Annotated in this window: 16 protein-coding genes; 13 read left to right on the top strand and 3 right to left on the bottom strand. The window is 41.4% G+C overall.

Features of this window, described 5'->3' with window-relative positions; all coding sequences use genetic code 11:
• Nucleotides 1–240: 240 nt before the first annotated feature.
• From AC0VYT_RS04970 to AC0VYT_RS04985, 4 genes are all read left to right on the top strand, one after another.
• Nucleotides 241–1,407: an ATP phosphoribosyltransferase regulatory subunit gene (locus AC0VYT_RS04970; RefSeq protein WP_005404223.1), complete on the top strand. Its 1,167-nt coding sequence runs from the start codon at nt 241–243 to the stop codon at nt 1,405–1,407.
• A gap of 70 nt (nt 1,408–1,477) precedes the next feature.
• The gene (locus AC0VYT_RS04975; RefSeq protein ID WP_005014964.1) at nt 1,478–2,797 is read left to right on the top strand and encodes an adenylosuccinate synthase; all 1,320 of its coding nucleotides are present in this window, start codon (nt 1,478–1,480) and stop codon (nt 2,795–2,797) included.
• A 144-nt stretch (nt 2,798–2,941) separates the two neighbouring features.
• Nucleotides 2,942–3,250, top strand: a complete 309-nt coding sequence (locus AC0VYT_RS04980) for a phosphoethanolamine transferase domain-containing protein (RefSeq protein WP_005014961.1) — start codon at nt 2,942–2,944, stop codon at nt 3,248–3,250.
• A gap of 317 nt (nt 3,251–3,567) precedes the next feature.
• Nucleotides 3,568–4,347 carry a M48 family metallopeptidase gene (locus tag AC0VYT_RS04985; RefSeq protein WP_005014959.1) on the top strand — a complete coding sequence of 260 codons (780 nt, stop codon included), beginning with the start codon at nt 3,568–3,570 and terminating at the stop codon, nt 4,345–4,347.
• Nucleotides 4,348–4,398: 51 nt separating this feature from the next.
• Here AC0VYT_RS04985 and AC0VYT_RS04990 read toward each other — a convergent pair whose 3' ends face one another.
• Together AC0VYT_RS04990 and crp are read right to left on the bottom strand one after the other, a co-directional pair.
• Nucleotides 4,399–5,448, bottom strand: a complete 1,050-nt coding sequence (locus AC0VYT_RS04990; protein ID WP_005014958.1) for an NADP(H)-dependent aldo-keto reductase — start codon at nt 5,446–5,448, stop codon at nt 4,399–4,401.
• Between the two features lie 239 nt (nt 5,449–5,687).
• Nucleotides 5,688–6,404: a cAMP-activated global transcriptional regulator CRP gene (crp, locus tag AC0VYT_RS04995; protein WP_005014956.1), complete on the bottom strand. Its 717-nt coding sequence runs from the start codon at nt 6,402–6,404 to the stop codon at nt 5,688–5,690.
• Between the two features lie 146 nt (nt 6,405–6,550).
• Here crp and AC0VYT_RS05000 point away from each other — a divergent pair, with 146 nt between their 5' ends.
• Nucleotides 6,551–6,973, top strand: a complete 423-nt coding sequence (locus AC0VYT_RS05000; protein WP_005014955.1) for an OsmC family protein — start codon at nt 6,551–6,553, stop codon at nt 6,971–6,973.
• 236 nt (nt 6,974–7,209) lie between these two features.
• A complete protein-coding gene (gene clpB / locus AC0VYT_RS05005) occupies nt 7,210–9,789 on the top strand; it encodes an ATP-dependent chaperone ClpB (protein WP_005014950.1) in 2,580 nt (859 codons plus the stop codon).
• A 69-nt stretch (nt 9,790–9,858) separates the two neighbouring features.
• On the opposite strand, the gene rlmKL is transcribed toward clpB, so the two are convergent.
• Nucleotides 9,859–12,063 (bottom strand): bifunctional 23S rRNA (guanine(2069)-N(7))-methyltransferase RlmK/23S rRNA (guanine(2445)-N(2))-methyltransferase RlmL, encoded by a 2,205-nt coding sequence (rlmKL, locus tag AC0VYT_RS05010; protein WP_005014949.1) that lies wholly within the window; start codon nt 12,061–12,063, stop codon nt 9,859–9,861.
• A gap of 301 nt (nt 12,064–12,364) precedes the next feature.
• Here rlmKL and AC0VYT_RS05015 point away from each other — a divergent pair, with 301 nt between their 5' ends.
• The 7 genes from AC0VYT_RS05015 (at nt 12,365) to AC0VYT_RS05045 (ending at nt 19,757) form a co-directional block, all read left to right on the top strand.
• Entirely contained in the window at nt 12,365–12,700 is a 336-nt protein-coding gene (locus tag AC0VYT_RS05015) for a hypothetical protein (RefSeq protein ID WP_005014948.1), read from the top strand.
• Nucleotides 12,701–12,921: 221 nt separating this feature from the next.
• Nucleotides 12,922–13,938: an aspartate carbamoyltransferase catalytic subunit gene (locus AC0VYT_RS05020; protein WP_005014947.1), complete on the top strand. Its 1,017-nt coding sequence runs from the start codon at nt 12,922–12,924 to the stop codon at nt 13,936–13,938.
• Between the two features lie 10 nt (nt 13,939–13,948).
• A complete protein-coding gene (locus AC0VYT_RS05025) occupies nt 13,949–15,184 on the top strand; it encodes a dihydroorotase (RefSeq protein WP_005014946.1) in 1,236 nt (411 codons plus the stop codon).
• Nucleotides 15,185–15,386: 202 nt separating this feature from the next.
• The gene (locus tag AC0VYT_RS05030; protein ID WP_005014945.1) at nt 15,387–16,847 is read left to right on the top strand and encodes an OmpA family protein; all 1,461 of its coding nucleotides are present in this window, start codon (nt 15,387–15,389) and stop codon (nt 16,845–16,847) included.
• A 293-nt stretch (nt 16,848–17,140) separates the two neighbouring features.
• Nucleotides 17,141–18,163, top strand: a complete 1,023-nt coding sequence (locus AC0VYT_RS05035; protein ID WP_005014944.1) for a lysozyme inhibitor LprI family protein — start codon at nt 17,141–17,143, stop codon at nt 18,161–18,163.
• 87 nt (nt 18,164–18,250) lie between these two features.
• Nucleotides 18,251–19,033: a Rossmann-like and DUF2520 domain-containing protein gene (locus tag AC0VYT_RS05040; protein ID WP_005404221.1), complete on the top strand. Its 783-nt coding sequence runs from the start codon at nt 18,251–18,253 to the stop codon at nt 19,031–19,033.
• Nucleotides 19,034–19,082: 49 nt separating this feature from the next.
• Complete coding sequence (locus AC0VYT_RS05045) at nt 19,083–19,757, top strand: class I SAM-dependent methyltransferase (RefSeq protein ID WP_005014940.1); 675 nt, start codon at nt 19,083–19,085, stop codon at nt 19,755–19,757.
• Nucleotides 19,758–19,764 lie beyond the last annotated feature (7 nt).

Raw genomic sequence — 19,764 nt, forward strand, 5'->3', positions numbered from 1 at the left:
AAAATATAAAGTGTAGCTGCTCTCTGTATGAAAAGTTTAGACAGTAGAGTAAAAGCTCGGTAAAAGTCTCTGTTTTATTTCATTAAACATAAAAATTAGGTCAAGCTTAGAAAGCTTTTATAAAACTGAAAAACTCTGGTGCATGACTGAAATGATCGTGCTAAGATAGGAGAAATCGGGTGTGTTCCCGATTTTTTTATGCGGATCATTTCCGCGCTGACAAGAATTTAGGTTTACCGCATGCCCATTTCAGAGACATGGTTATTACCTGATGGTGTAGCTGATGTATTGCCAGAACAAGCGCAAATAATTGAAAAACTGCGCCGTAAAGCTTTAGATTTCCTCGTCTCACGAGGTTATCAGTTAGTCTATACACCTTTTATAGAATATATCGAATCTCTATCTTCTCTTTCAGAAGCAAATCAAGACCTGGACCTTGCCACTTTCAAGGTAATTGACCAGTTAACAGGCCGGTTACTGGGTATACGTGCAGACATGACTCCGCAAGTAGCCCGTATTGATGCACATGTGCGTCCGGTAGAAGGTGTAGCTCGCTATTGCTACGCAGGTACTGTCTTGCATACTAAACCTCAGGGTTTTAGTGCCACCCGTGCACCGCTGCAACTGGGTGCTGAGCTTTTTGGTTCAGAAAGTATAGATGCTGATGTTGAAATGGTTGACCTGATGATCAGCCTGATTCAGAAAGCTGGCCTGACTGATGGTATTCACCTGGATCTGGGCCATGTAGGACTGTTCCGTAGTCTGGTAAAACAAGCGGCCTTAAATAAAGCTACTGAACACCAACTTTCGGATTTATACCAGCGTAAAGCTCTACCGGAGCTGGCAGAATTTACCCAAACACTTCATTTCGGTTCAGATTTCTATGTACTTGGACGCTATGCCAGTGATCTGGGTGCTTTAGAAGCAAATTTAAGTGCTGAAATTTTAAAGAATGCAGCTTTTAAACAGGCATTTGATGCAGTGAAAACGACGCAGTCTGAAATTCAGGCACGCTGGCCGAACCTGCATATCGGTATCGACGTAGTCGAACTGCGTTCTTACCATTATCATACTGGTCTGATGTATGCCGTGTATGCGCCAAACCGTGCAGCACCACTGGCACAGGGTGGCCGTTATGATGGTATTGGTGAGCATTTCGGACGGGCGCGCCCTGCAACTGGTTTTAGCTGTGACTTATATGCTTTAAGTGCAGGCCAGTTTAATGAGTTAAGTATTGTTGTTGCCCCTAAAGGTACCGATACCGACTTGTTAAAGATGATTGAGCGGTTACGTACAGAAGGGCTGAGTGTAGTTCAGCTGCTTGGACAAGATGACTTGAGTTCTGTGCCAAATGCAACACACCAGTTAGTGCAAGTTGCAGGTCACTGGAATCTCGAAAAAATTTAATCGCCTGTTTGAATGTTCATGTCATTCGAACTGGTTTTCAATTTTAACAGCATGATGTAATGAGGCTATTATGGGCAAGAATGTTGTGGTACTTGGTACCCAATGGGGCGACGAAGGTAAAGGTAAAATCGTCGATCTGCTCACTGATCAGGCGGCTGCAGTTGTTCGCTATCAGGGTGGACACAATGCGGGCCATACACTAGTGGTCGGTGGTAAAAAGACTGTTTTACACCTCATTCCATCAGGAATCTTGCGTGAAAATGTTCTGTGCCTGATTGGCAATGGTGTTGTGCTTTCTCCAGCAGCACTAATTGAAGAAATGAGTATTCTGGAAAAAGAAGGTGTACCGGTAAAAGAGCGCCTGCGTATTTCTCCTAACTGCCCACTTATTTTGCCTAACCATATTGCACTTGACCAGGCACGTGAGAAAAAACGTGGTAATGCTAAAATTGGCACGACTGGTCGCGGTATTGGACCTGCGTATGAAGACAAGGTTGCACGTCGTGCCATCCGCGTTGCTGACCTAGTACGTAGTGGTGAACATCTTACAGCTCAGCTGACTGAACTTCTGGACTACCATAACTTCCAGTTGACTCAATACTACGGTGTTGAAGCAGTTAAACTGGAAGATGTGCTGGCACTGTGTGATGAATGGCGTAAGGTTGTTGCTCCACTGGTTGTGGACGTAACTACTGAATTGCATAACTACCGTAAAAACGGTGACAACATCATGTTCGAAGGCGCGCAAGGTTCACTTCTTGACGTTGATCACGGTACATACCCGTATGTAACTTCTTCGAATACAACTGCTGGTGGTGTAAGCTCTGGTTCAGGTCTAGGTCCATTGCATCTTGATTATGTACTGGGTATTACCAAAGCGTACACAACGCGTGTAGGTGCAGGCCCATTCCCAACTGAGCTGGTGTATGACGCTGCAAATGACACAGGTGATGTAATTGGTAAACACCTAGGTACGATTGGTAATGAATTTGGTGCCTCTACTGGTCGTCAACGTCGTTGTGGCTGGTTCGATGCTGAAATTCTGCGCCGTTCAGTTGATGTAAACTCACTTTCTGGTATTTGCCTGACTAAACTTGACGTTCTTGACGGTTTGGAAGAAGTGAAAATCTGTGTAGGCTATGAAGCTACAGATTCTGGTTGTGTTGGTTCTTCTGATGCGCTTGCATTCGAAACTTTAAAACCGATTTACGAAACTATGCCAGGCTGGTCTGAGTCAACTTTTGGTGCGAAATCACTGGATCAGTTGCCACAAGCTGCATTGAACTATATAAAACGTCTTGAGCAATTGATTGAATGTCCAATCGACATCATTTCAACTGGTCCGGACCGTGCAGAAACTATTGTATTGCGCCATCCGTTTGATGCCTAAATAATAAACGGTTAAAAGCCTCGCTTCAGCGGGGCTTTTTTATGCACACCAAGCTACTCACCGACTAAAGTCGTGCTGTAAAAAATGTAAAGGCTAATTAATCTGCCTTTTAAAATTTTTAGTTGAATATGTTCAGGAAAGAAAATGCAAAGTAACACGTCTAAAACCATGTTTTACTCATTGCTTTTTGCCATTGGAGGCGCACCCACATTAGCGATGTGGATGATTTACATACAGACTAATGGTGCTCTTGAACAACACTGGACAACTTTACTGGCTTTATCTTTTGTACTGGCTGCGATCATTGCGCCTCTCATCCTGATTCAGAATTTTTATATATTATGGAAACGAAAAAAAGTTGATATTGAGGACAAGATTGAGCCAATTGCCCACTTTTATTTTGTACTGGATCTGGTGTGTTTAGTATCATGGATTCTTATCAGTTTTCTCTAATAATTCTATCCGGTTAAGATGAACTGGTTTATTTGAGATAGATCTTGAGAATAATAGGGAATAATGGAAAAAAAGCAATAAGCTCATTTTGTAAACCAAGACATGAGTGATATTAACGAAAACATCATGCCTTAAGCAGTTTAAACACTGATGCGCTTAGCCATTGGCTCTAAAGAATACCTTTATAATCAAAAAATACTAATTACATAAATCCTATGATTATGAAGCGTTTATATATTTTAAGGTGATGACGCTTTCAATATAATGCATCTGTTTATATTGAGGATGACCGTGTCATCCATGTGGAGAGCATTATAATGAACAACAAAATTCTACTCAGCTTTTTTGCTGCTGGTGCAGTGACATTATCAGGATGTAGCACACTTGCTGATTTTGCCGGCGCAGATACCGCGACCCTAAATGCAACAGCCGCACAAAGCTATAACCAAATGGTGCAGGAAGCACGTGCTAAGAATCAGCTAGATACGTCTTCAAGTACTTACCGTCGTGTAAATACTGTATTTAACCGTTTGCGTCCGTATGCTGACCAGATGAACCAGACTGGTGTGAAATTTGATTGGCAGCTAACTGTTTTGAAATCTGACCAGATTAATGCCTATGTTGCACCAGGCGGTAAGGTGGTGGTCTATACCGGTATTGTCAACAAGCTTAACCTGACTGATGCAGAAATTGCTGCAGTTATGGGGCATGAAATGGTCCATGCCCTTGAAGAGCATGCTAAAAGCAAGATTGGTGCACAGGCTTTAACTGGTTTGGCATTAAATGTAGGCAAGGCTTATGCTGGTGATGCTATTGGAAGCCTAGGTTCTGCAGCGCTTGACTTGGGTGCTCAGGTAGGCGTGGGTTTACCCTATTCACGTAGTCTGGAAAGCCGTGCCGATCAGGGTGGTTTAATATTAATGGCACGTGCTGGTTATAATCCGCAAGCTGCAATTACCTTATGGGAAAAAATGAACAAGCTGGAAGGGGCAGGTGGCTCTTCATGGTTATCGACGCACCCATCAAATGGTGAGCGTATTGCTGCAATGCGTAAGAATCTGCCAGCAGCACAGGCAATTTATAATCAGCGTAAATAAAATTGATTTTATAAAAAGGATGCCACGGCATCCTTTTTTTATTGGGCTGCGTTAAGGTGCCGGATTAGGTTGCTGCTTATGAATTTCTTCTATACCTTTCAGAATTTCTGGACTCAAATCTATTTTAAAGGCATCTATATTTTCTTTAAGCTGGTCTAGATTGGTTGCGCCAATAATTGTTGAGGTGACAAAGAACTGCTGCTTAATAAATGCCAGCGCTAGCTGGGTTAATGTTAACCCATGCTTTTCTGCAAGCAAAGCATACTGTTCGGTGGCCCATTCGGATTGCGGGTTAGAGTAGCGTGAAAAACGCGAGTAGAGTGTTACCCGTGCATTTGCAGGTCGTGCGCCATTGCGGAATTTGCCAGTCAGATAACCGAATGCCAGTGGGGAGTAAGCCAGTAAGCCGACACCTTCATATTGGGCAATCTCTGCCATGCCAATTTCATAAGTGCGATTTAATAAATTATAGGGATTCTGAACACTTAAAAATTTTTCTAGTCCCATTTTTTCCGCTAATTGTAAAAATTTCATGGTCCCCCATGGGGTTTCATTGGAAAGGCCAATATAGCGGATACGACCTTTCTTAATTTCATCATTTAAGGCAGTAAGTGTCTCTTCTAGTGGAGTAACCTGGTTAGATAGTTCTATATGCTGGTTACCATAACCAAGTTGACCAAAAAAATTGGTCGGACGCTGTGGCCAATGTAATTGGTACAGATCAATATAATCAGTTTGTAATCTTTGTAGGGATTGGTCTAGTGCAGTAGAAATGTCTGAAGCAATAAAACGGGTATTACCATCACGAATATGGCTACCGCCTTGAGAGGGGCCTGCAATTTTAGAAGCCAAGAATAATTTATCACGGCCACCATGCTGGGAAATCCAGTTACCAATAATACGTTCAGTGGCGCCTTGGGTTTCTGGTTTAGGCGGGACCGGATACATTTCTGCAGTATCCCAGAAGTACAGACCTTGTTCTAAAGCATATGCCAACTGTTGGAAAGCTTCGGACTGGGTATTCTGCTCACCAAAAGTCATGGTACCTAGGCAGATTTCTGGTAATTTAATCCCTGTCTGGGCAAGTGGATGAAATTTCATAATGGTCCCTTTAAAAGTCTGTTATTAGCATAATACAGGGTATAGAGATAGCCAACTTGGTCTTAAGGTGAGTTAAACGTTGCCTGATCTATAAATTCTGGATGAAAAAATAGTACTCGACACAATAATGAGAAATAGATAACTAACTGGTCGATAGTATGAGAATACCTCATGCAATATTACCAAGAAAAAGGCAAATCCGAAGATTTGCCTTTAATTCAATAGATAAAAACTAGAGTTTATTCTTCATCTTCAGTATCAAAATCTGAGGCAGATGATTCATTATTCTGTTCAAGTGAACTATCAAAGATCAGTATCGCTTTACCTTCTGTTTCAATCATACCTTGCTCCTCAAGAGTTTTGAGGACACGGCCAACCATTTCACGTGAGCAGCCTACAATACGGCCGATTTCCTGACGGGTAATACGGATCTGGCGGCCATTAGGTAAAATCATGGCCTCAGGCTGAGATGCCAGATCAATCAGGCAGCGCGCAATTCGTCCAGACACATCAATAAAAGCCAGATCAGTTACTTTACGTGTAGTGTTTTTCAGGCGGCGTACGAGCTGGGCAAATACTGCATAGCTTAAATCGGGAAATTGTTTACTCAGTTCATGAAAATTCTCATAACTAATTTCTGCAATTTCACACATCTCCCGGGTACGAACTTCAGCTGTACGTTGTGGATTGGCTTCAAAAAGCCCCATTTCTCCGAAAAAGTCACCTGGATTTAAATAGGCTACCACAATTTCACGGTCATCATCTTCGCGCAGTACAATAGAGACAGAACCTTTAAGGATGAGATATAAAGATTTGGATTCTGTACCGGCATCAATAATGGTAGTACGTTTTGGAAATCTGTTAATTTTTGCTCGTTTTAGTAGTGCTTTCACCGATTCAGGTAGTTGACCTGGAGAAAGGGCGTCAGTACTGAGTTGTGAAAAATTAGAATTCATGCCTAGAGTTCCGAAGGGGATAATAAGAAGATCGCACAAGACCTAAGATGAACTTGTCACACAGCAGAGATGAAATTCCTTATCAACTCGTTTTATGTTAGTGTACAGGTACTTGGTAAATTTATAGCTTTTTTTAGGTAGTTGCAATGCAAACAAGTGTTCATTGGCTAGAGAATGTTGCTTTCGAAGCTAAATCTGAAAGTGGTCATAGTGTCATCATGGATGGGTCAGCGGAATATGGTGGAGAGAACCGTGGACCGCGCCCGATGGAACTTATCCTGATGGGATTGGGTGGATGTGCTTCATTTGATATTGTGACGATTCTGAAAAAATCTCGCCAAGATATTCAGGACGTGGTGTGTCAGCTTAAAGCTGAACGTGCTGATACCATTCCTGCTGTATTTACCAAAATTCATCTGCACTTTGTTGTAACGGGTAAAGATATAAAAGAAAAACAGGTTGCCAAGGCAGTTGAGCTTTCTGCTGAAAAATACTGTTCTGCCAGTAAAATGCTTTCCGATGGCGGCGTAGAAATTACTCACGATTATGAAATTATTGAAACGGTTTAAGCAGTCTAGACTGCCTGAATCAGCATGCCGGTTTTTACCGGCATTTTTTATTGTTTATTTTTATAAAAAAGAACTCCCTATACTTGAAACCTTCATGATGTGAGCTCATATTATAACTGAAATCTAATGTTTTTGTTTTAATAAGATTTTGAAAAATATATATAATTCTGTTTGAATTTTACAAAAGTGTTCCCATCTATTACTCAAGTACAGAATTGTTGTGAGGAATAACAAGAATGCGATTCGAAAAATTTACTAACCGGTTACAACAGGCTCTATCTGATGCCCAGTCTCTAGCAATGGGTAAAGATCATACTGCAATTGACAGTATCCATATTTTGGCAACTTTAATTGAGGAACCTTCCAACTTAAGTTTGCTACAACAGGCAGGTGCCAATCTTCGTGAACTACAGCAACGGCTTGAAAAAGCCTTCAATGATGCGCCAGTGTTATCTAACCCTACTGGAGATATTAATTTAAATCCTGATGCTGTAAAAATATTAAATCTGGCTGACCGTTATGCACAAAAGGCAGGAGATGAATTTATATCTACCGATTGGGTCATGCTGGCACTAGCAGAGTCAGGAAATAGTAAAACTATTTTAAACGGCGTGGGCGTAACTGCAGAGACGCTACGCCCTGTAATTGAAAAAATTCGAGGTAGTGAGAAAGTCATGAGTAATAATCATGAAGAACAACGCGACTCATTAAATAAATATACCATTAACCTCACTGAACGTGCACTGGCCGGAAAACTTGATCCGGTTATTGGCCGTGATGATGAGATTCGTCGTACGATTCAGGTCTTGTCACGACGTACCAAAAATAACCCGGTACTGATCGGTGAACCCGGAGTAGGTAAGACAGCCATTGTAGAGGGCTTGGCTCAGCGTATTGTAAACGGTGAAGTCCCAGAAAGCTTGAAAGATAAACAGGTACTGTCTTTAGACTTGGGTTCACTTCTGGCTGGTGCAAAATATCGTGGTGAATTTGAAGAGCGTCTAAAAGCGGTTTTAAATGACCTGGCTAAACAAGAAGGCAGGGTGATCCTGTTTATTGACGAGTTACATACACTGGTAGGTGCAGGTAAAACCGATGGCGCCATGGATGCAGGTAATATGCTCAAACCTGCTCTAGCCCGTGGTGAACTGCGTTGTGTGGGTGCTACTACACTCGATGAATACCGTCAGTATATTGAGAAAGATGCCGCACTTGAACGTCGCTTTCAGAAAGTTCTTGTAGATGAACCAAGTGTAGAAGATACCATCGCAATTTTGCGTGGTTTAAAAGAACGTTATGAAGTGCATCACGGTGTCAAAATTTTAGACTCGGCAATTATTGCTGCAGCGAAAATGTCGCATCGTTATATTACTGATCGGCAGCTGCCGGATAAAGCCATTGACCTGATTGATGAGGCAGCTTCACGAATTAAAATGGAGCTGGACTCTAAGCCTGAAGCTTTGGATAAACTGGACCGTCGTCTGATTCAACTGAAAATGCAGCTTGAAGCCGTTAAGAAAGATGAAGATGCCGGAAGCAAGTCTGAAGTCAACTATCTGGAAAAACAGATTGAGGAAGTTCAGAAAGAATATAATGATCTTGAAGAAGTATGGAAGGCTGAAAAAACGCTGGTAGAGGGAACCAAAAAAGCACAGGTGGAGCTGGATCAGGCTCGGGTTGCTTTAGAAAAAGCCCAACGTGAAGGAGACTGGGCTGAAGCCAGCCGTTTGCAATATGGTGTTATTCCGGAATTGCAAAAACAGCTTGAGCAGGACGAAGTGATTGAAGACCACGAAGAGCCTAAATTGCTGCGTAATAAAGTGACTGATAATGAGATTGCAGAAGTCGTCAGTGCTGCCACAGGTATTCCTGTCGCGAAAATGCTGCAAGGTGAGCGTGAAAAACTGCTGCATATGGAAGAGTTTCTGCATAATCGCGTAGTTGGGCAGGATGAAGCTGTAATTGCGGTATCCAATGCTGTTCGTCGTTCACGTGCCGGATTGTCAGATCCAAACCGCCCAAGTGGATCATTCCTGTTCCTTGGCCCAACGGGTGTAGGTAAAACAGAATTAACTAAAGCTTTAGCGAATTTCCTGTTTGATAGTGACGATGCCATGATCCGGATTGATATGTCTGAGTTTATGGAAAAACATTCAGTCAGCCGCTTGGTAGGCGCACCTCCAGGTTACGTAGGTTATGAAGAAGGGGGGGTATTGACTGAAGCAGTACGCCGTAAACCTTATAGTGTTATTCTGTTTGATGAAGTCGAGAAGGCTCATCCAGATGTCTTTAATATTTTATTACAGGTACTGGACGATGGCCGACTGACTGACTCGCAAGGACGAGTGATTGACTTTAAAAATACTGTCATTGTAATGACTTCGAATCTGGGTTCACAAGATGTTCGTGAACTGGGTGAAGGGGCCAGTGATGAAGAAATGCGTTCTGTGGTTATGAGTGCAGTAAGCCATCATTTCCGTCCGGAGTTTATTAACCGGATCGATGAGCTGGTGATTTTCCATTCACTGAAAAAATCACAGATTCGTGGTATTGCTGACATTCAACTGGAACGTTTACGTTCACGTCTGGCTGAACGCGATATGAGCTTGACAATAGATGATACAGCCTTTGATCTGTTAATTGATGCAGGTTTCGACCCGGTGTATGGCGCGCGTCCATTGAAACGTGCTATCCAGTCACAGGTAGAAAATACTTTGGCACAAAAAATTCTTTCTGGTGAATTCCAGGCTGGAGATAATATTTTGATCAAAGGGGAACATGGTCATCTTGAGTTTGATAAGCTCAAACTTAACTAAATTTGTATAAAAAAGCCCACATTCAATGTGGGCTTTTTTATTTTATACATAACTTTATCTAGATAAAATTTAATTTACTGGATAATGCTGGATTTTCCAGGCACGGTGGATTTTCTGATTGCGTTTGAAATCCGGCCCGATAGTCTCCTGAGTGATTTCTTCAATATCAAACATGGCTTCAATTTCTTCATCCATCTCGAAACCGCGGTAATTATTTGAAAAATAAAGCGTACCTTCGGTTGTGAGACGGTTCATGGCACGTTTAAGTAATGAAACATGGTCACGTTGTACATCAAAGGTTCCGTAGAACTTTTTCGAGTTTGAGAAAGTGGGCGGATCAATAAAAATCATATCATACTGTTCATGGCCTTCTTTAAGCCACTCAAAACAGTCACTGGCAAAGAACTGGTGCTGCTGGTCAGGATGGTCAACAGTTAAGCCGTTTAAAACAAAATTTTCTTTAGACCAGTTTAAGTAGGTATTTGACAGGTCTACACTGGTTGTACTGGCTGCCCCGCCGAGTGCAGCATGCAGGCTGGCTGTAGAAGTATAACTGTACAGATTCAGGAAGTGTTTACCTTTAGCCTCACGTGCAATACGTAGGCGCATTTGACGGTGGTCGAGAAACAGTCCGGTATCTAGATAATCTGTCAGGTTCACTAAAATTCTGGCTTGTCCTTCCTGAACAATAAACCGTTTGGACGCCGTACTCTGCTTTTCATACTGTGCTTTACCTGCTTGACGGGCACGGGTTTTAATAAATATCGCATCACGCCCCAGGCCCGTCACTGTCCGGATAGCGGCAAGTGCCAAATTAAAACGTTTCTTGGCTTTTTCCGGATCAATCGTTTTTGGTGGAGCATATTCCTGCACATGCAAACGGTCACCGTACAAGTCAACTGCAACGTTAAAATCAGGCAGATCTGCATCATAAAGACGCAGGCAGAACACACGATCCTTGGTTGCCCATTTTTTCAAGGTTTGCATATTTTTTTGCAATCGATTAGCAAAATCTTGAGCCCCTTCAATTTCTACATTTTGAGGCTGCCATTTTTCTAGGAAAGGTATGTTATCGGATGCAGGTTTGATAGTTCCAAAACGAATATAAATTGGCAGCTTACCATTCATTAGGCGTAGAGTTTCAGGATGCTCAAATGCCAGAACATCTGCCTGTTCTACTTGTGCCGCAATTATTGCTGCATATTGGTTAGGAAAGTGTTTCTGTAACTGGCCAGATAAACCGAGATAAAGTGCCCGGTTAGAAGCTTTCTCGCCTAAACGTTCGCCATATGGGGGATTGGTGACAATAAATGCAGTTTTTTCAGTAGCATCGAATTCAGGCCAGTCAGCAAGTGTACGTTCTTCTACCTGAATCTGTTCCAGCTGTTTCTCGAATCCGGCGGCGGCAATATTCTGGCGGGTAGCTTTAACCGCTTCCCAGTCCGCATCAAAAGCATAAAATTTAGGTAAAGGCTGTTCAAGTGCCTGCTCGTGGCGTTCTACTGCTTCGGCTTTAAGTGACATCCATAATTCACGGTCATGACCATGCCAGCCATTAAAGCCAAAACGGCGTACCAGGCCCGGAGCCCGGTCAGTCAGAATCATGAGAGACTCAATAATAAATGTACCTGAACCGCACATTGGATCTAAAATAATATCCGGCTTTCTTTTTTCAATACCAGCCTTATGTAATATTGCTGCTGCTAGATTCTCTTTAATCGGTGCATCGGTCATATAGCGACGATAGCCGCGTTTATGCAGGGAATCTCCGGATAAATCCAGACAATAAGTATGTTCAGTTTTACCAGCCAATACGTATAAGGTAATTTCTGGTTGCTTTGTATCAATACTAGGACGGCGGCCCACTGCTTCCATAAAGGCATCGACTACACCATCCTTAACACGTAAGGTGGCAAACTGGGTATTGACCTTAATATCACGCTCTACGTGCAGACGGATAGCAAAAGTACTTTGAGGTGCAAAAATAAGTGACCAGTCAAAGCTAAGCGCACCATCATACAGTTCTTCAGCCACATCGCGGGCGTCATGACTAAACTCGATTTCCTGGGTATGAATGGGTAACAATACGCGTGAGGCCAGACGTGACCACATACAGATACGGTAAGCAGTCTCCAGAGAACCTTGAAAAACTAACCGGCCTGGTTTGCGTTCTACATTTGACGCACCGAGTTGTGCGATTTCCTCTTCAAGCAAGAGCTCCAAACCATCAGCACAGGTGACCCAATAAGTAGATAAACGTTGCGATGCATTCATGCAAATTTCCAAACCAGACAAGCAAACGACAATTTTAACGTATTTTCGTTGTTTTAGGCGGATGATCTTAAGAAGTTATTTCAGAAATTGTTTATCTTCATTATCCCGTGCATTATTAAAGAGAATGATTTCTCTTGATGAAACTAAACAGGTTTAAACGTAATTCCTTTCATATTTTAAATTTCTGGTATGTATCTTGCTAAATTCTTGAACATATTAGTGTTTATTTGCCATACAAGCAGATGTACTAACCATGTACAAAACTGACTTAATATTTTTTAAAATAAAACAAGGGGATTTTATGAATATTTTATCTTCAAATCACAGTGATATTTTTTCTATCGCAACTTTAATTTATACACGCTTACGCCGTGTATCTGGACGCGTAATTGATGTGATGTATATGGTGGAAAGTGAAAGCTACACTCAGTATGTCATGGAGTTGGCCAAAAAAACGCAGGATGCAGAACTCATCCGTTTGGTAACACGTCTCTCTGCTCTAGTTTGTCCACCAATCATGGCAGAGGTGGAAGCACAAAATAATGAAGAGAGCACTGAGTTGTTTGATAGAGAGGTGACGAAAGAGCCAGATTATCAGGCGCAGGTAGCTCATCATTATATTGGTGCACTCAGATAATAATGCTCTAAACAGGGAAGTTTTAAGACTTAATCTGGATTTAAATTTAAATAAAGAAAAATAATTTCTTAATATGAAGAACTGATTTAATTTATCTTTTTGAAATAGATGGTTAATAGTTCATAAAATAAATAATTCTACTAAAAATTTTGAAAAATCTGGCTGCCCAAACTGAGGGAGAATCTATATAATGCATTAACTTAACGTCTAAGGAATCTCTCATGCATTTGGCTGCACTGCATACGCCGAGTCAGATTCAGCTCAATCAATACGGTCATCTTAAACATTTTCTGACCATTGAAGGCCTTTCCCAGCAAACCCTCATAAAAATTCTCGATACTGCTTCTTCCTTTTTTAATGATCAAAACCAACTCATAACCTCACCTTTACTCGAAGGCCGTACGGTCATGAACCTGTTTTTCGAGAACTCGACCCGCACCCGCACAACTTTTGAAGCTGCTGCTAAACGTTTATCAGCCAATGTACTGAATATTGATATCGCCCGTTCCAGTACATCTAAAGGTGAAACCCTGCGTGATACGCTGTGGAATCTTGAAGCAATGGCGGCCGATCTTTTTGTTGTACGCCATTCATCTTCAGGTGCTGCACATTTTATTGCAAAAGATGTGTGCCCGAATATCGGGATCATTAACGCGGGAGATGGACGTCACGCCCATCCCACCCAGGCTATGCTGGATATGCTTACGATCCGTCGTGAAACTGCCCGGCCATTTGAAGAGTTAAGTGTTGCCATTATTGGTGATATCAAACATTCACGGGTAGCACGTTCGGATGTAGCCGCGCTACAGACCTTAGGCTGTAAAGATATCCGCGTCATTGCGCCGAATACCTTATTACCTTTTGGCTTTAAGGAATTTGGTCCGGAAGTCCGACTTTTTAATAACATGGATGAAGGCGTAAAAGATTGCGATGTCATTATTGCACTTCGCATCCAAAATGAACGTATTGATTCACCTGCACTTTCTTCACAGTCTGAATTTTATAAAATGTATGGACTGAATGAAGACCGGCTGGCATTAGCAAAACCGGATTGTATTGTCATGCATCCAGGCCCAATGAACCGTGGCGTAGAAATCGACTCCAGCATCGCTGATGGTCCGCAGTCAGTAATCTTGCGTCAGGTGACCAACGGTATAGCAGTACGTATGGCTGTGCTGGCACTAACAATGCAAGGGCAGTTAGAAGAGAAAGGTTTGATTGAAGCGCTGGCGATATAAGGGTAAAGAAATGAGTATTGTCAAAATTGAAAATGTACGCGTTCTTGACCCGATCGCCAAAACTGACAGGATTGAAACAATCTTTTTGCAAAATGGTACGCGTGTCGATGCCAGTGATGATGTCGAAAGAACTATTAATGGACAAGGTAAATGGCTTATGCCAACTATGGTTGACCTGTGTGCACGGTTGCGCGAACCGGGTCAGCAGCAGCATGGGACATTAAAATCTGAAGGCCGGGCTGCACGTCATAATGGTATTTTGCATGTGATTACACCGCCAGACTCCAAGCCGATTGTTCAGGATAATGGCTCGCTGATTCATGGCTTACAAGAGAAAGCTATGTTGGATGGTGGTATTTATCTGCATATTATCGGTGCACAGACTCAAGGTCTAAATGGTAAGCAGCCTGCCAATATGGCTGGTCTGAGAAAAGGTGGATGTACTGCAGTTTCTAATGCTCATGCACCTTTTGAGAATGATGATGTAGTTATCCGTACCTTGGAATATGCAGCGGGTCTGGATATGACCGTTGTGTTTTATGCTGAAGAGCCGCAAATTGCCAAAGATGGCTGTGCCCATGAAGGTTTTGTCGCTTCACGCCAAGGCTTGCCTATGATTCCGGTTATGGCAGAGACCGTCGCTATTGCTAAATATCTGCTTATGATAGAGGCAACCGGAGTACGTGCCCATTTTGGTCTGCTATCTTGTGGCGCATCTGTTGAACTGATCCAGATTGCTAAGGCCAAAGGCTTACCTGTAACTGCTGATGTTGCCATGCACCAGTTGCACTTAACTGACCAGTTGACAGATGGATTCAATTCACTGGCGCATGTACGTCCTCCTCTACGCTCAGCACAGGACAAAGAACTATTACGCCAAGGCTTGAAAACGGGAATAATTGATGCCATTTGTACGCATCATGAACCCTTATCCGGTTCTGCTAAAATGGCGCCGTTTGCAGAAACCTTGCCGGGAATCAGTGCATTTGATACTTATATTCCGTTTGGTATCCAGCTGGTTAAAGAAGGCCTGTTCAGCCCGTTAGAATGGGTAGAAAAAGTAACATTGGAGCCGGCACGAGTAGCCAATATGGTAAAACGCTGGCAGTCAGAATCAGGCTGGGTACTGGTTGATCCTGAGCTGGAATGGACAGTCAGTAAGGAAAATATGCTGTCTAAAGGTAAAAATACACCACTGATTCAGCAAAAGGTGCAAGGTAAGGTCGTAGAAATATTCCTGCCTTGAACAGAATGATATGGAAGAAATAGAAAAGCCAGCATAAGCTGGCTTTCTTATTGAGTTTTTCAGTGATTTATTAAAATTTCTATAACATTTTGTTATTTCTAAAGAGTTTCGCTAGTAACCATATTAATATTCAGCATAGTATAAAAAACAGCTTATTTTAAATGCATTAATTCCAATAATAATGCCAATAAAAGAGAGAATGATGATGAGTATAAATTTTATTGAATTATTGAGGCAAAAGGTTTCAGCTATTGTTCTAGAAGGTGAGACCACTTATCTGGTAGAAAAGTCTGATGCACTGGCACAATTTTATCCAGTTTTACTGGCCATTTTAAAAGCTCGGCCTGAGCTGATACCTTCTTTAGAAAACCAGTTAAATCCGACTCTAAATGAATTATTCGGACATCATGTCGCTCTTAAAGAACAATTTTTAAATCAGGTAAGTGGTAGTATTCCTCATCTCGAAACCGAGCGCATATTAAACCAGTCTATTACACCGACAATGGCTGTTTTAATCGAAGAGGCGGGTAGTCCAGACCCGGAAGCGATCAGACATCTGCTTTATACTCATCAGGATATTATTCTGGCTGTATTACCACACTGGGCGATGGCACTATTAGCCGGCTTAGGTATTAATCCTGCAGCAGGGGAAACTCTTTATCAGGCCCCACGAGAACCAGATCCGGTCATTATAGAGGATCGAAGAACCAATCTTTTATGGCCATTGATTGGTATTGTTGTTTTAGCAATTCTGGCAGCACTGATGCTCAGGGCGTGTGATGATGATCAAGAGACTGATCAGCAGGCTGTAGTCAATGGAACCCAGCCAGCATACTTTCAGTTAACCACTGGAGATGAAGGTGAGTTGATTACCTGCCAGATAAGAATCAGTGATTTAAAATATGTAGATATTTTACAAGGCGAGGTTAAGTATACTTTTAGTCATCCTTCTGGTTGTGGTGTAGATACCCAGTCTATCTATCATGCAAGTTTTATGAATCAGGATGCTTTACCAAGTGTATTGAAAATCGTACAGGGTGTACCAAATTCTTCAATTACCTGGACAGGTAAAGAAATTAATATCCAGTCTTCCCGTAATAGTGATGCACAGAGTCTGGTTAGTCAGATTCGCTTGCTAGTACCAGATATGACTATCACCACCCAGCAACCCGTTGCCAACAATCCTCCGCCAACCCATGCTGGAATTACAGATGCTGAACGTACCTTATCACAAATTAATCCTGATAATATTAAACCACTAGATATAGCTACCGCACTGAATCTTGAAGTAATTCATTTTGCCAGCGGTTCTGCACAAGTACCGGATGTTAATAAACCGATTCTTGATCAGGCGGCTGCCCTGTTGCAACGCGTGCCAAATGTAGTCGTCACTGTAAAAGGTCACACCGATGCTGAAGGCAGTGAAGCTGTCAATAACAATCTGTCTGTACAGCGTGCTCAGGCTGTGGTGAATTATCTGGTAAGCCGAGGAGTGAGCCCAAGTAAGCTGCAAGCTTTAGGATATGGTCAGGACCAGCCGGTTACTGATAATGCAACCAGTCAAGGCAAATTTCAGAATCGCCGGATTGAGTTTGAAATTTTGAATACAGATACGGGTGTAGTTCGTGAAGTAAATGAACAAGGCGTTAAACCTGCTTCATGATTTTAATATTAGATAAAATAAATATTTTTAAAAAGGTCAGTTAAACTGGCCTTTTTATATCATTTGAATTTTCATATTTTAATGAAGATAAAAATTTAAAATAACGATTGATAGATTAAAGCAGATTTATGCTTGGTGTTTTATAAAGCGCTTTAATAATAAAATATAAAAAAGGTTTATATTATTTTATTAGTTTGAACTGTAGATAAAAATAAGCATGAGAAATCTGGTCAGTTACCTCAAAACCTGATTAAAATACGCCCCATAAAATTACAATACACTCTGGATTAAAGATGAAAAAATTATTAGCCCTATCAATGCTTTCATGTATTGCTGTATTAGGGGGATGTGATGGCTTTAAAAATAAAGATAAACAGGATCAGGCGGCTGTTCAGGATATGGCAGACTGGAGCTGTACCAATCAGGATAATCTGAACCAGATTCAAAAATACCTTAAAAGTGAATATTTAAAAGAAGTTGAAAAGAACCTCAGGCAGTCTGACTATTATGAAGCAGACCGGGAGCTTCTGGCTAAAATCAACCAGAGCTTAAGGTTTGAGGTTAAAAATGTGCGTACCGTGACCGAAGATCCTAAGAATGCGAATCAGTTAAACTGTGAAAGTCAGCTGGTTGTACATTTTCCAAAAGGCTTATTGCAACGTGCAGAAAATGCCTATCAGAAATACTTGGAAAACTGTGAAGAATGTGAGGGCGGAACGACTATAGCTGACTATCTGGAAGAAGGTGAATCAGGTTTATCCCTAAATAATAACCAGTTGCGCGGTACATTTTCTTATGACATTAGCAAGACTGACAAAGAAGGCTTGAGTCTGGATATTCCTAATCAGAACGCAGTCATCGATGGTGTGGTTTTTGTTACGGTAAAAGCAGTGCAATATGCAGCTTACGTCAAAGAAAATCAGGAAATTCAAAATTCTATCAAAGAATCTGTTCATGAGAATACTGTCCAGACTGAACTTGCACAAAAAGCAATGGATATCCGCAAAAAAGAACTGGATGCTGAAAAACAGAAGCAAGTAGAACGTTTGAACCAGATTTGGGACAGTCTGACAGAAGAGCAGCGTACTCAGTTAAAGCAAGACCAGTCTGACTGGTTTGAAAAACGTGATGTAGATTGTAAGGTAATCTCGCAGAGAAGTGTTTATCAGATTCCTGAAGCAGAACGCGAGGTTTATCAAAAGCAGTCAAATTACTGGGATAAAGCCATGGAGCAGCAAAATCAGGATATGCAGTACACCAAATGCTTTAATCAGAAAACTGCTGAACGTAGTGTCTATCTCAATAACCTGTTTTAATGGATGACTGTTGAAAAGAAAAAGGGCGGATTGATTCGCTCTTTTTTTATTGGCATGCTAGAGCATTATTTTCACTATCAGTCTTTTATGCGTATTAGTTTTATCGGTTCAGGCAAGGTAGCGACTCATCTGGCACGGGGACTTGCAAAACAGCATCAAATTGTTCAGGTGTTCAGCCGTAATCTGGTTCATGCCAGACAACTTGCAGAGCAATTCAATGCTGAACCAATTGACCACTATCATGATATCAATTCACAGATTGACCTGATAATTATTGCAGTAAGTGATCAGGCAATTACAGAAACAATTGTTCAGTTAGCTCCGTATTTATCAAGCAGTCTCGTCGTACATACATCCGGAAGTACTGCTTTAAATATCCTATCGCAACATTATTCTCATGCGGGTGTTCTATATCCGTTGCAGACTTTCAGTTTTGAACGTGAGATTGACTGGCAGGCTACTCCAATATTTATTGAGGCAACTGAAGCTAAAAATCTGGAAATTCTTAAATATTTGGCAAATAGCCTAAGTCAAAGGATATATAACTATTCTTCAGCCCAGCGTTTAAGCCTGCATCTCGCTGCCGTATTTGCCTGTAATTTTACTAACTATTGTTATGATCTGGCCAAACAGATAGTAGACCAGCAACAGGTAGATTTTTCGCTGCTTTATCCCTTGATCAGTGAAACTGCCCAGAAGGCACTGCAACATGATCCACATTTAATGCAAACTGGTCCTGCAGTGCGTGGAGACCAGAATATCCTTAATATGCATATGCAGCTACTTAATCACGCTGAGCGTGAAGATTTAAGGGAAATATACCAATTGATGAGTCAAAGTATTTTAAAATCACATCAATGTATTAAATAAAAATATTGGACTCGCTCAAACTTGAAGCAGTAAAAAACAGGACCGAAGTATGGCAAAGGATTTTAATAGCTCCAAGGTTGTGAACACTTATAATGAGCACATCCGTAAACTGATTCCAGGTTATGAGTTGGTACATCAGCAAATTCAGGCTTTATTGAAAGCCTATATTGCCGGTAACCAAGTACACCTATTAATTATAGGTTGCGGTACTGGCTATGAGCTGGGTTATCTGCTTCAGCAATTTCCAGAGTGGAAATTTACTGCAATTGATATATCTGCCACCATGCTTGATAAGGCCAAACAATATGTTCAACAATTTGATGGCAATAATCGAGTAAATTTTATTCTGGGTGATATGAGTCAGCTAGATACTGATCAGAATTTTGATGCAGCCTTATCTATATTAGTCACACATTTTATTAGTTATGCTGAGAAATCTAAATTTTTAAAACAGATCTATGAGACCTTAAAACCAGGCGGAATGTTTATAACTTTTGATCTGGTAAAAATGGTATCACTGCAGGAAAAACTCAGCTTAAAGTATATATGTGAAAATAATGGTCTCAGTGAAAAGCAGACTGGAGCCATGCTTCAACGTTTAGAAGATGACTTTTTCGCTTTGTCTCAACAGGAGACTTTCCAATTTTTAAAACAGGCTGGCTTTAGCCAAGTCAAAAGATTTACCCAGCTTTTATGTTATGAGGGGTTTATTGCACAGCGTTAAGCTGGCG

It is taken from the genome of Acinetobacter sp. QJM3NY_42 (assembly GCF_056173745.1).

Coding starts and splice junctions, on each gene's coding strand:
- AC0VYT_RS04970 (WP_005404223.1), top strand. CDS start 241: ATGCCCATTTCAGAGACATGGTTATTACCTGATGGTGTAGCTGATGTA.
- AC0VYT_RS04975 (WP_005014964.1), top strand. CDS start 1,478: ATGGGCAAGAATGTTGTGGTACTTGGTACCCAATGGGGCGACGAAGGT.
- AC0VYT_RS04980 (WP_005014961.1), top strand. CDS start 2,942: ATGCAAAGTAACACGTCTAAAACCATGTTTTACTCATTGCTTTTTGCC.
- AC0VYT_RS04985 (WP_005014959.1), top strand. CDS start 3,568: ATGAACAACAAAATTCTACTCAGCTTTTTTGCTGCTGGTGCAGTGACA.
- AC0VYT_RS04990 (WP_005014958.1), bottom strand. CDS start 5,448: ATGAAATTTCATCCACTTGCCCAGACAGGGATTAAATTACCAGAAATC.
- crp (WP_005014956.1), bottom strand. CDS start 6,404: ATGAATTCTAATTTTTCACAACTCAGTACTGACGCCCTTTCTCCAGGT.
- AC0VYT_RS05000 (WP_005014955.1), top strand. CDS start 6,551: ATGCAAACAAGTGTTCATTGGCTAGAGAATGTTGCTTTCGAAGCTAAA.
- clpB (WP_005014950.1), top strand. CDS start 7,210: ATGCGATTCGAAAAATTTACTAACCGGTTACAACAGGCTCTATCTGAT.
- rlmKL (WP_005014949.1), bottom strand. CDS start 12,063: ATGAATGCATCGCAACGTTTATCTACTTATTGGGTCACCTGTGCTGAT.
- AC0VYT_RS05015 (WP_005014948.1), top strand. CDS start 12,365: ATGAATATTTTATCTTCAAATCACAGTGATATTTTTTCTATCGCAACT.
- AC0VYT_RS05020 (WP_005014947.1), top strand. CDS start 12,922: ATGCATTTGGCTGCACTGCATACGCCGAGTCAGATTCAGCTCAATCAA.
- AC0VYT_RS05025 (WP_005014946.1), top strand. CDS start 13,949: ATGAGTATTGTCAAAATTGAAAATGTACGCGTTCTTGACCCGATCGCC.
- AC0VYT_RS05030 (WP_005014945.1), top strand. CDS start 15,387: ATGATGAGTATAAATTTTATTGAATTATTGAGGCAAAAGGTTTCAGCT.
- AC0VYT_RS05035 (WP_005014944.1), top strand. CDS start 17,141: ATGAAAAAATTATTAGCCCTATCAATGCTTTCATGTATTGCTGTATTA.
- AC0VYT_RS05040 (WP_005404221.1), top strand. CDS start 18,251: ATGCGTATTAGTTTTATCGGTTCAGGCAAGGTAGCGACTCATCTGGCA.
- AC0VYT_RS05045 (WP_005014940.1), top strand. CDS start 19,083: ATGGCAAAGGATTTTAATAGCTCCAAGGTTGTGAACACTTATAATGAG.